At 34.2% G+C, this 11,830-nt stretch carries 9 protein-coding genes and 1 other RNA gene; 5 read left to right on the top strand and 5 right to left on the bottom strand.

The genetic code is table 11. The features are described 5' to 3' along the window. Window positions 1–150: 150 nt before the first annotated feature. The 5 genes from prfA to ACFELV_RS06625 all read right to left on the bottom strand — a co-directional run bounded on the left by prfA (window position 151) and on the right by ACFELV_RS06625 (window position 6,378). Complete coding sequence (gene prfA / locus ACFELV_RS06645; protein WP_375327278.1) at window positions 151–1,218, bottom strand: peptide chain release factor 1; 1,068 nt, start codon at window positions 1,216–1,218, stop codon at window positions 151–153. Window positions 1,219–1,274: 56 nt separating this feature from the next. Then, the gene (locus tag ACFELV_RS06640; RefSeq protein ID WP_375327277.1) at window positions 1,275–2,534 is read right to left on the bottom strand and encodes a pyruvate dehydrogenase complex dihydrolipoamide acetyltransferase; all 1,260 of its coding nucleotides are present in this window, start codon (window positions 2,532–2,534) and stop codon (window positions 1,275–1,277) included. 16 nt (window positions 2,535–2,550) lie between these two features. Next, window positions 2,551–3,087, bottom strand: coding sequence for a translation initiation factor IF-3 (gene infC, locus ACFELV_RS06635; protein ID WP_375327553.1), 537 nt, complete (start codon window positions 3,085–3,087; stop codon window positions 2,551–2,553). 199 nt (window positions 3,088–3,286) lie between these two features. After that, on the bottom strand, window positions 3,287–5,200 hold the full coding sequence (gene thrS / locus ACFELV_RS06630) for a threonine--tRNA ligase (protein WP_375327276.1): 1,914 nt from the start codon (window positions 5,198–5,200) through the stop codon (window positions 3,287–3,289). A gap of 317 nt (window positions 5,201–5,517) precedes the next feature. Then, a complete protein-coding gene (locus ACFELV_RS06625) occupies window positions 5,518–6,378 on the bottom strand; it encodes a hypothetical protein (RefSeq protein WP_375327275.1) in 861 nt (286 codons plus the stop codon). A 436-nt stretch (window positions 6,379–6,814) separates the two neighbouring features. Here ACFELV_RS06625 and ACFELV_RS06620 point away from each other — a divergent pair, with 436 nt between their 5' ends. From ACFELV_RS06620 to ACFELV_RS06600, 5 genes are all read left to right on the top strand, one after another. Next, the gene (locus tag ACFELV_RS06620) at window positions 6,815–8,101 is read left to right on the top strand and encodes a bifunctional folylpolyglutamate synthase/dihydrofolate synthase (protein WP_375327274.1); all 1,287 of its coding nucleotides are present in this window, start codon (window positions 6,815–6,817) and stop codon (window positions 8,099–8,101) included. Between the two features lie 26 nt (window positions 8,102–8,127). Beyond that, window positions 8,128–8,754, top strand: coding sequence for a superoxide dismutase (locus ACFELV_RS06615; RefSeq protein WP_375327273.1), 627 nt, complete (start codon window positions 8,128–8,130; stop codon window positions 8,752–8,754). 137 nt (window positions 8,755–8,891) lie between these two features. Then, window positions 8,892–8,985: signal recognition particle sRNA small type (gene ffs, locus ACFELV_RS06610), an RNA gene on the top strand. A gap of 186 nt (window positions 8,986–9,171) precedes the next feature. Continuing rightward, window positions 9,172–10,707 (top strand): DNA polymerase III subunit gamma/tau, encoded by a 1,536-nt coding sequence (gene dnaX, locus ACFELV_RS06605; RefSeq protein WP_375327552.1) that lies wholly within the window; start codon window positions 9,172–9,174, stop codon window positions 10,705–10,707. 730 nt (window positions 10,708–11,437) lie between these two features. Next, the gene (locus ACFELV_RS06600; RefSeq protein ID WP_375327272.1) at window positions 11,438–11,761 is read left to right on the top strand and encodes a YbaB/EbfC family nucleoid-associated protein; all 324 of its coding nucleotides are present in this window, start codon (window positions 11,438–11,440) and stop codon (window positions 11,759–11,761) included. The last annotated feature ends 69 nt before the right edge of the window (window positions 11,762–11,830 follow it).

The following is an 11,830-nucleotide window of genomic DNA, read 5'->3' as shown; positions in this document are numbered from 1 at the left end:
TTCTTGAGATCCCAACAGTATATACCCATCTTGTGTTCATAAATAAAAATTTAATTTCCGATCAATTGTCACATTAATGGCTGCTTAATACCTCAATGCTGATATTTGTGGTATTTAGTTATAGAATTACTCTATTAGATGAGATAGAACCTATACCTCCGAGAGTTTTCGAGCTTCATCATCGGAAATTAATGCTTCAATAAATTCATCTAGCTGCCCATTTTTTACTACTTCCTCTAGTTTATAAAGAGTTAGATTAATACGATGATCTGATACCCTTCCTTGAGGAAAATTATAGGTACGAATTCTTTCAGAACGGTCCCCAGAACCAACTTGACCTTTACGTACTTCTGCTCTTTCCATATCTTTTTTATGGCGCTCAGCGTCATAAATCCGAGAACGAAGAATTTTCATAGCTTTTGCTTTGTTTTTATGTTGGGATTTTTCGTCTTGAAGAGCGACCACAATACCAGTGGGGATATGAGTAATTCTTACCGCTGATTCGGTAGTATTGACGTGTTGCCCGCCTGCTCCTGATGCCCGATATGTGTCAATTCGTAGATCCTTTTCATCAATTTTAACATCTACCTCCTCTGCTTCCGGTAAAACTGCCACAGTAGCAGCAGAAGTATGAATTCTACCATTAGATTCTGTTTCTGGTACCCTTTGGACTCGGTGCACGCCTGATTCAAATTTAAGTTTAGAAAATACTGCCTTCCCTTTGATTAATGCTGATGCTTCTTTATATCCTCCAATTCCTGTATCAGTAATTGATAATATTTCAACCTTCCAATTTTTGAGTTCAGCGTATCTGAGATACATGTTAAATAAACTTGCAGCGAATAATGCCGCTTCTTCACCTCCTGTTCCAGCTCTAATTTCAATAATAGCGTTTTTGGCATCTGCTGCATCTTTAGGTAATAGAGATAATTTGACTGCTCGCTCTAGATGCGGGATAGTATTTTCTAATTGCCGTATTTCGTCATATATCAGAGAGCCTGTATCGTTGTCTAGATTTGCTTCATTAAGCATCTCCTTAGTATCGTTAAGGTCAGAAACAGCTTTATTATATTTAGTGATTGTTTCCACAATTTCTTCTAAATCTGCATATTCTTTAGAGGCTTTAATAAATTCTTCTCCCATTATCCCGCTAGATAATTTTTGTGATAATTCCTGATATTTATTTAGAATTTTTGTTAAATTATTAGAAAAGCTCATAAAAATAGGTATTTGGATAAGGAAAATAGGATCAAATATTAAATGTAAAGTAGGAATTATATTAACATTGAAGCAGGGTGTTCTATAAATTTCTTAAATGCTGCTAAAAACTTAGCGCCAACTGCCCCATCAACCACCCTATGGTCAGCAGATAAGGTAACATCCATAATGGTAGCTATGGTTATTTGATCATTTTTTATTACAGGTCGTTTAGAGCTAGCCCCTACTGCTAAAATACAGCTTTGTGGCGGGTTAATAATCGCGCCAAAATTTTTAATATGATACATTCCTAGGTTAGAGACACTAAAGCTGCCACCCTGAAATTCCTCCGGCGATAATTTATTCTCTCTTGCTTTCTGAATCAAGGTTTGTAATTCAAGGGCTAAGGATATAATATCCTTTTGATCTGCATTTTTTACTATAGGAGTGATAAGGCCATTATCTATGGCAACAGCCACAGCCACATCTATATTATTATAGTAGCGAATAGCCGCTTCATCCCAGCTGGCATTTGCTTCGGGTACTAACTTCAAAGCTTTTGCTACTGCTAGAATAATAAAATCATTAAGGGACGTTTTGATTTGTCTCTCTTCCATCAAAGTTTTGTTAATATCTTCCCTCAAATCAAGCAGCTTATCCATAACGCACTCTATTGAAAGATAGAAATGAGGAATAGTTTGTTTAGAGTTAAGTAAACGCTTAGCAATAATCTTGCGAATATTATTGTGGGGTATTAATGAGTATTCCTCTCTATTTCTTTGTACTCCTGTAATTTTATTACTACTTGTTTTACTGGCTAGGTAAGAAATTATATCTTGTTTTATTATTCTTCCTTGTGGGCCACTACCTTGTAATAGAGTAAGATCGATGTTGTCAAGAGAGGCTAATCTTTTAGCTAAGGGCGAAGCAAATATTCTCTGGTGATTATTAATAAGGGAGACGTGCGCAGAGATGATAGATGTAGATTCATCTGGTCCTACTTGGTTGGTTGCTTCATTTACGGGTAAAGAGGTAGTCAAGGGGGTGGTAACATTATTGTGTAAGAGTAAATTATCTATTGTCGTACTATCTTCTCCTTCTTCAAGCAGTACAGCTATTAGAGAATTTACTGGTACATTTTCTGTACCTTGAGGTATAACAATTTTACTTAGAACTCCTGCATCTATAGATTCTATTTCCATAGTCGCTTTATCGGTCTCTATTTCTGCTATAATATCGCCAGGAGCAATTTGGTCTCCTTCCTTTTTTAACCACTTGGCAATATTCCCCTCTAACATTGTAGGAGATAAGGCAGGCATTAAGATTTTTATTGGCATAAGTATCAATTCTTATTTACTGAGTTTTTAAAGGATCAGGACTGACTAACATTATGATTTGTTTGCCTTCCATTTTAGGAGCTGAATCTATTTTAGCAATGCCCTCTAACTCTGTGGTTATGCGAGCAAATAGTTTCAAGCCAATATCGTTATGGATAATTTCTCTACCTTTAAACCATAAAGAAATTTTTACTTTATATCCTTCTTTGAAAAAATCTTTTATTTTCCGAAGTTTGATCTCAAAATCACCTTGACTAATATTAGGCTTAAATTTCATTTCCTTAAGCACAATTGTCTTTTGTTTTTTCTTAGCATCATGGATACGCTTTTTATTTTCGTATTTATACTTACCAAAATCTAAGATTTTACATACGGGTGGTTCAGCATTTGGCGAAATTTCTACTAAATCCAAGTTAGCTTTTTCTGCTCGATCTAACGCCTCTTTAATACTAACGATGCCGCACATTTCACCATTTTCATCAATTAACCGAACTTGACTAGCCCTAATTTCCCTGTTAGCCTTTGGAAAATTACTATTTTTAACTCCTAAAATCACACTGCTCCTTAATTATTGTTAAATAAATGATACTCCTATTATTTGAGATAAGAAATATACTACTCACCTTGCAAAAATTGCTTTTTCATTTTACCTATGAGATTAATCCACTGAGAATCTAATGGATTATTAAAAAAATTACAAGTAAATCTCTACTTCAGCGTATTAATTAAAAGATTTTTTTCTTGAATTGAGCCTATGTGAAATAGCGTTCATTTTGTTCAGTTATAAGTTTTATTAATTCTGTTATCTTAATCGTTTCTTGTTGCTCAGAACCAAGAGATCGTATAGTAAGTAGGTTATTTTCTACTTCATATTGACCTATAACTGCTATTATAGGTACCTTATTGTTAGAAAAATTACGGATTTTATAATTAATTTTTTCTCCAGACACATCAATATCAGTCCTAACGCCAGCATTAATTAATAATGTATTAACTTCTAAGGCGTAGGGCTGTAGGTTGCTCGTAATAGTGGCAATAGCTACTTGCGCTGGGGCTAGCCACAGTGGAAAACGGCCGGCATATTCTTCTATTAATATCCCAATAAATCTTTCAAAAGATCCAATGATTGCCCTATGCAGCATTACTGGTCTTTTTTTCTCACCATTTGCCGCGATATAAGTAGCATCAAGACGTTCTGGTAGTACAAAATCTACCTGTAAAGTCCCACACTGCCATTCTCTACCTATTGAGTCTTTAAGACAAAATTCTAGCTTAGGACCGTAGAATGCACCATCTCCAGGGCTTAATATATAAGAATACCCTGCTTCTTCTACTGCTTGTTTTAGGGACCTTTCTGCTTTATCCCACACCGCATCACTACCAGCCCTATCAATAGGCCGATCTGAAAATTTAATTTTTATTTCAGAAAAGCCAAAATCTTTGTAAATTTCAGTTAACAGTTTACAAAAACTCACTGTTTCACTATTAATTTGCTCTTCAGTACAGAATATATGGCCATCATCCTGAACTAAGCTTCGAACTCTCATTAGCCCATGTAAGGCGCCTGAAGCTTCATTTCTATGACATAATCCAAACTCAGACATGCGCAGCGGTAGATCTCTATAACTTTTTATTCCTTGCTTAAAAATCTGGACATGACAAGGGCAACTCATAGGTTTAAGTGCTGAAATTTTATCCTCTGTTAAATTTAAAGCAAACATATCTTCTCTAAACTTTTCCCAGTGGCCTGATTGCTGCCATAAACTTTGATCCAGTAGAATAGGGGTTTTTACCTCCTGATATCCAGCTTTCCTAATTTTTCTCCTAATATACTGCTCAATAATATTATATATGTTCCAGCCTTTATCGTGCCAAAACACCATTCCTACCGCCTCTTCTTGAAAATGAAACAGGTCTAGTTCTCTCCCTAATTTTCTATGATCGCGCTTTTCAGCCTCTTCTAGCATATAAAGATAGTCATCTAATTGTGTTTTGGTTGCCCATGCAGTACCATATATTCTCTGTAACATAGGATTGTTACTATTTCCACGCCAATAAGCCCCAGCTACTTTCATTAACTTAAAATATCGTACTTTACCGGTTGATAAAGCATGAGGGCCTCGGCATAAATCAATAAAATTGCCTTGCCTATATAAGATAATATTTTCATTGGCTGGAATTCCGGAGATAATTTCTGCTTTATAATGTTCTCCTAGCCCTTTAAAGAATTCTATCGCTTTATCCCGTTCCCATATTTCTCTAGTAATTTTGTCGTCTCTGTTAATGATTTCCTGCATTTTAGCAGTGATCTGGACTAAGTCCTCAGGAGTAAAGGGTTTATCGGTGGCAAAATCATAGTAAAAGCCATTTTCAATTGCAGGGCCAATAGTGACTTGAATATTAGGAAATAATTCTTTTACTGCTTGAGCAGTAATGTGTGCCGCATCATGTCTAATTACTTCCAAGCTTTCTGGATCTTTATTGGTTAAAATTCTTAAATTACAATCAAACTCAATAGGCAGATCTAAGTCTTGCAGTTGGTTATTGATTTCTACCACTAACGCCTCTTTGGCTAAAGAGGGGGAAATCAACCTAGCTATTGCCAATCCTGTAATATTTTTTATAAATTGTCTTGTTGATCCATCGGGAAAAGTAACATTAATCATTGTATGTAAGATGTTATTTTAGTTTATAGAAGGCCTGTATATTAGCTGGTTATATATTAATATTCAACTAATTTTATAGGATACGCTTTCTTCCTATTTCAAGAGCTGTGGCACAACTCTTGAAATTCTTGAAGTGGATTCTATAGTCTAGCAATTCTTTAAGCCATAGGAGTATACATACAAAATGCTGATACCAAATTGCTTTCTTCACATTATATTTCGGGATTCGTCGTGCTCACCTCGATCTACTAGGTTCCGCGCACTTCACCACTCATACTCCTATTACTGTCTTGAAAGCAACTTGATATGAGTATTAATTAAAGATCATTAAGATGATCTGTATCAACTTCTATGATACCAGCGTCACCACTTATTAATATTTTCACTATTTGAGAGTCATAAGACAAATGCTCCATGGAGAGCATAGGCTCCTCTTCATTGTGCTGTTTAATTACTTCAGGATAAATCTTGCGTTGTAACTGCACCTTTCCCCAGCAATATAATAGTTTAGCTGCAGATAGGAGGGCTAGCGTACCTGTTGCATATACAAAAATTTCCGTCCAATTAATTGAATTATTAATCTCGGATGTTTCTTCCTGCTCAGTGAAAATAGGAGGAGATAACCGTGAAACTATTCTTGCATTGTAGTGCGCTTCTTCTCTTGTGATCAACTTTCCCTCACTTGCAGAGAGGGTAGCATTATTATAAGTGATATTATTATGAAATGGGTTCAATAGTGTGCTAGTAAGATTAACTGCATCCTGACTCGTACTTATATTATTATGCTCCATTGTGTCTATTACACTAAAATTTGTATTGGTTGATTGATTAAATTGGCTTTCTGCTACAATAATTTTATTGACTGTGCCTTGCTCTTTTTGGTGCCAACAATCTTCTACAGATTTTAACTTTTGATCTGCAAGGTATTTAGAATGTTTAGCATTTTCCTTAGCGTTATTACATGTATTTATTACTTTTAATAGCTCCTGATATTTATTTATTTTGCGCTTACTATTCCTTTCAACTATAAAACTGTTTTGCATTTGGGTGATTTGATTTACACAGATTTCATCTATAATAATTAAATCAGTTTCCTGAGTCTTTTGTTCTTTTCGAGCATTTATTATATTAGCGTTTAATTCTGCTGTACTGTACTTATGGCATTTTTCTGGTAACATAACGAAAAATCTTTTTTTAATTAATAAAGTTCTTTTAGCGTGACCTTAATACGATATAATTATGGTATATCTAATTGAGGTTAAGTGTATAAAATTGTATTTTAATAGGATTGAAAGAATTGATTCCTAACGCCAATCAATTATCCAGTATAGCGATATAAATTAGCGTTATTATCCTTGAGCCTTAGCCGTTGCTAAGCTATTTCTTTTTAGCGTGTGGGGAAGTTGTCTTGCTATTTAATAGCTAACTCCAACTTTTACTATTGAAATATTGGTAATTAATACAGCGTTAGAAATACTTAAGATATTAATACAATTTTAACCAATGTAATGTATAGACAAAGATTTAAATAAGTCAAGCAATTTACACTAAAAATAGTAATTTAAATTTATTTGATGTCAGCATATTGCTAGAAATCGTTAGTTGAGAGAAATTATGAGAATGCCCCATTTTCCTACTGCGCCCTGGAAACAAAATATCCAGTATAATCTGGTGAATATTAATAGATTACTAGGAATATTGAATAATCCGCACCTGAAATTACCTCCCGTAATTCATATAGCTGGCACTAATGGTAAAGGATCAAGCGTTGCAATGTTTAAGAGTATATTTCAGAAAGCAGGTTATACAGTACATACTTATACCTCTCCGCATTTATTAGAAGTTAATGAAAGAATAGTAATACGAGGAGAAAAAATTTCGGATCAATTTTTATTTGAAGTATGTGAAAGAGTAAGAATTGCAAGCTTACAGGAGAATATTGAACCTAGTTTTTTTGAAGGTATAACAGCTGCTGCTTGTTTAGCATTTGCTGAGGTCAAAGCCGATATCTTAATCCTTGAAACGGGGCTGGGGGGCAGATTGGACGCGACTAATATAGTGGCGTCTCCTCTTATTACGCTGATTACTCCTATTTCTTACGATCACATGCAACAATTGGGTAATACACTGCCAGCTATTGCAAGCGAAAAAGCAGGTATTATTAAGCCAAATATTCCGTGTGTGATTAGTTGTCAAGTAGAAGAAGTATATCAAGTATTGTTAGCAAAATGCCAAGACTTAAATGCACCGGCTTTTTGTTATGAATATGATTTTTGTATCAAAAAAAATGCCGATAATTTTACTTATTTATCCAAGAATGCTAATCACCAATTTTCATTTCCCTGTTTGCTAGGTGACCATCAACTGATCAATGCTGGGGCGGTTATTGCCGCCATTAGCTTAATTAATACTAGATTTAATATAACTAATGGCAATATAGAAAGGGGGCTACAAAATATCAATTGGCCTGCTAGGTTGCAAAAAATGTCTTTTGGTAAATATTCTCACTTAGCGGGGGAGCATGTCCAAATTTGGCTAGATGGTGCGCATAATAGTGCAGGAGCCCAAGTGCTGTCCGCTTGGATTGCTGATAATTTAAAGCCGCCAGTTTATCTCATTTTAGGGATGACAAAAAATCGCAATGTAGAGGATTTTTGTTTACATTTAAAGCGATTGACAGTAAAAGGATACGGTGTTAGGGTTTTATCTGAAGTCATGAGTTATAGCAGTGAGACAATAAGTCATAGAGGCAATGCGGTAGGAATAGAATTTGTTCCTAGCGATTCTTTAGAAGACGCTATTAGGGAGATAAGCAATTTAAAACAAGCAAGAACTAATATTATAATCACTGGCTCTTTGTTTTTGGCAGCAGATTTTTTAAAGTTAATAGAAGCAGCCTAACCTTAATAATAAGTGGAGTAAATTACATGATATATTGTCCTCAAGCAAACCAACTATCCTATCCGTTTATTCTGCCAGAATTACCATATGATAAGAAGGGGTTTGCTCCTATACTTTCTGCCGAATCTTTTGATTATCATCATGGTAAACATCATCAAGCATATATAACTAACTTAAATAATTTATTACAAGATCAGCCAGTTTTACAAAAAATGAGCTTGGAAGAATTAATAATTGCCTCAGCTCAAGATCCGTCTAAAAGTACTATCTTTAATAATGCGGCCCAGGTATGGAATCATAGCTTTTTTTGGCATTCTATTAAACCACAAGGAGGAGGCAAGCCTAGTAGTAAAATATTAAAGATGATAGATAAAGATTTTACGAATTATGAAAATTTTGTTGCAGAATTTAAACAAGCGGCAATAAGTCAATTTGGTAGCGGTTGGGCTTGGTTAGTGTTGAATGATGGTAAATTGCAAATAGTTAAAACCAGTAATGCAGAAACTCCTATTACCAAATCCATTAAACCATTGCTTGCTTGTGATGTTTGGGAACATGCATATTATATTGATTATCGTAATAAACGCCCTGATTATGTATCAGCCTATATAGAGTCTCTGGTTAATTGGCAATTTTGTGAGAAGAATTTGTAAGACTTGCCAACTCATCTAACTGACATGAAATTTAGTATTGTGTGATATATGAGAAAAACAATTCTGGGCAGAAAAATTTTTATACAATATTCAGATTAAAATAGCTTGCGTTAAGTAAAGAAAATGACTATTTTACTTACTGCTAGTAGTGGGCATGAATTCTGCTCAGGTGGTCAGGTTCGAAAGAAAGCAGCCAAAGTAGTTTGTAGTGGGTCATTGCTAGCAATATTGAGTATATGGCGTCATTGTTTCCAAAAAATCTTAAGCAAATTCTATAGTCACTTCGGTGGTTCAAAGAAGTATCAGTCAATATAAAACGATTTTTAGTATATAGGCTACAAACACTTAAAAAACTCGGCAAAGTAAATTGCCAGTTATCTAACTCAACACTAATATTTCTATCGTATTTCTGTGAATATAAGTAGTAAAAAATTACCTGAGCAATATATTAACTTTGCCAGAAAATATCGCCCAAATAATTTTGCAAAGTTATATGGGCAAGAAGTGTTAACAAAAGTTTTAAGCTATACTATTGCTAAAGAGCGAATAGCACAAGGTTATCTTCTGACTGGTATTAGAGGAGTTGGTAAAACAACGTCGGCGCGTATTATTGCGAAAACTATTAATTGTACTAACCGACAAATCCAAGGTCAAGATATTAGTGCTTGCGACAATTGTCAGAATTGTACTAGCTTTAATAATAATAATCACCCAGATATAATAGAGATTGATGCGGCTAGTAAAACCAGTGTAGATGATGTTCGTAAAATAATAGAAAGTAGTGAATATAAGCCCTTAATAGCTCAATATACTATTTATATTATTGATGAAGTACATATGTTGTCTAAAGGTGCTTTTAATGCTTTACTTAAAATCCTTGAAGAACCCCCTAGACATATAATATTTATATTTGCTACTACTGAACCCCAAAAAATTCCACTAACAATAATTTCTAGATGCCAACGATATGATTTAAGAAGATTAACATTGTCAGAATTGTTTCAATTACTGCAAGAAATTGCTGATAAAGAACAGTTAAAAATTGACAATGAAGCCTTAAAAATAATCGCCTCTAGATCGGATGGCTCAGCTAGAGATGCTATTTCGCTATTAGATCAAGTAGTAGGGTTAGGGCAGGGCGAGATAATTACTGCCCTTGATATTTGTCAAATAGTTGGGCTAGTAGACACTGTAAGTATTATTAAATTTATGGAAGCTATTATTACTAAAGATACGGCTAAATCATTGGATTTGCTGCATGAACTTTATATGGCCTCAGCAAATCTTGAAGTGTTTATTGGACTCTTATCAGATTTTATTGCATATCTCACCAAATTGAAGATGTTGCCTAATTATCAAAATCCAATATACGAAGCTTTTAGCAAAGAAATAGCGAATATTTTATCGCAAGTGACTATTTGCCAGCTATCGATTATTTGGCAGATATACAGTAAAGGAGTTATGGAAATAAAAATATCACATAATCAACTGATAGAAGCAGAAATGTTGGCAATAAAATCTATTTATTGCCAAATGCTGCCATCTATTGAAGAACTAGCAGAGGCAGATAATCAGTTAGCTCATCAGTTAAAGCTGCCTGCTTCCCAAGAATCTAATTTACATAATCAAATTCTATCCTTTCTTGGTTATTTATATTTACATAATGAAATGGAAATATATTATTATTTAATGAATGAAGTAGAAATTAAGTCTTTCACGAATAATAGCATTGAACTTGCGGGTAAGAGCTTTAATGTCACAATACAGGAACAACTGAATAATTTATTATTGGCTTGGTCAGGCAATGCTTATAATATTATCGTTACGAAACAATTGAAAATCATTACTCTAAAAGAACAATTTATCGAGAAGGTCAAAACAAGTCAAGATTGGCAAACCTTAATCAGACATTTTCCAGATATCACTATCTCCGATATATTACTAGATAAGTAGTGGATACTCTAGGAATTTTAAGAATTGGCGTTGGTGTGTTCTAGAGGTTGATGGTGCTCACGTACTATATATAGTACTGCCTAGCGCTCCTTGAAGTTGATTCTATCGTCTACCAACTTTTAATCATAGGAGTGTATACTGCTTTAAATGGGCCTAATATCTGATTCTTTTTTTGGTGAAGTTGTATGCTCTACTGCAATTGTTGCCCTTTAACTCTTGATAAAGGATTAAAAATTGTTTTGTCAACTCCTTTAAGCTTTTGCTCGGGATGTAAAGAAATAAAGAAGAGAATTATATAGGCAAAGAGATTTAGGTACTGTAGAGGGTCCCATAATTTTGCAGGATTTGGTCATGCTTACGTATTACTTAGACGGCCTTAGGCAACCTGAACTTAACATGCAAATATTACTAACTAATCTCAACTCGATATAAGAATTAATAATTCTTATATCGAGTTGAGATTAGTTATAAGGAAAAATGCATACTCGAAACGGTTCTTCGTATGTATTTTAACTTTTTTCATCATTCAATAGATGATTTTAATAATTAAAATCATCTATTGAATGTAATGTTATATAGTAACAATCAGGTGTAAAACTGCTTTACACCTGATTGTTACTATATATTTCTCTGAATTTGATGTAACTTGTTACATCAAATTCAGGTTAACTACATCTCTTTGGCTATAAGATAAGCTTTGCATAATCTAATAATTAAAGGACAAATTAATATGGCAAATTTTAATCAGTTTTTAAAGCAAGCACAATCTATGCAGAAGAAAATGCAAGAGATGCAAGATCAAATGGCTAGCGCTGAATATACTGGCAATGCTGGAGGGGGATTGGTGCAGATTGTTATTTCTGGGCGAGGAGAAGCTCGTAAAGCTTTGATAGATCCCTCGTTACTTAGAGAAATAGAAAAAGAAATGCTAGAGGATTTAATTATTGCTGCTTTTAATGATGCTAAAAGCAAAGCCGATCAAGACTCCCAGAATTCTATGGCGGATGCTTTTAGTAATATTAGTTTGCCACCTGGCTTAAAAATGCCATTTTAGTACAAAAGAGACGTTTAGCATTTCTCTACTGCAAATTCTTGAAGAATTGACAAAATAATAACCTAGCTC

The organism is Candidatus Tisiphia endosymbiont of Nemotelus uliginosus (genome assembly GCF_964264835.1).
Lineage (GTDB): Bacteria > Pseudomonadota > Alphaproteobacteria > Rickettsiales > Rickettsiaceae > Tisiphia.
The sequence above is the reverse complement of the archived record's forward strand: the minus strand, read 5'-3'. Positions and strand labels throughout refer to the sequence as shown.

Bases quoted from the DNA above. Each gene is read 5' to 3' on its own strand.
- prfA (WP_375327278.1), bottom strand. From the start codon at position 1,218: ATGAGCTTTTCTAATAATTTAACAAAAATTCTAAATAAATATCAGGAA.
- ACFELV_RS06640 (WP_375327277.1), bottom strand. From the start codon at position 2,534: ATGCCAATAAAAATCTTAATGCCTGCCTTATCTCCTACAATGTTAGAG.
- ACFELV_RS06615 (WP_375327273.1), top strand. From the start codon at position 8,128: ATGATATATTGTCCTCAAGCAAACCAACTATCCTATCCGTTTATTCTG.
- ACFELV_RS06620 (WP_375327274.1), top strand. From the start codon at position 6,815: ATGAGAATGCCCCATTTTCCTACTGCGCCCTGGAAACAAAATATCCAG.
- thrS (WP_375327276.1), bottom strand. From the start codon at position 5,200: ATGATTAATGTTACTTTTCCCGATGGATCAACAAGACAATTTATAAAA.
- ACFELV_RS06600 (WP_375327272.1), top strand. From the start codon at position 11,438: ATGGCAAATTTTAATCAGTTTTTAAAGCAAGCACAATCTATGCAGAAG.
- ACFELV_RS06625 (WP_375327275.1), bottom strand. From the start codon at position 6,378: ATGTTACCAGAAAAATGCCATAAGTACAGTACAGCAGAATTAAACGCT.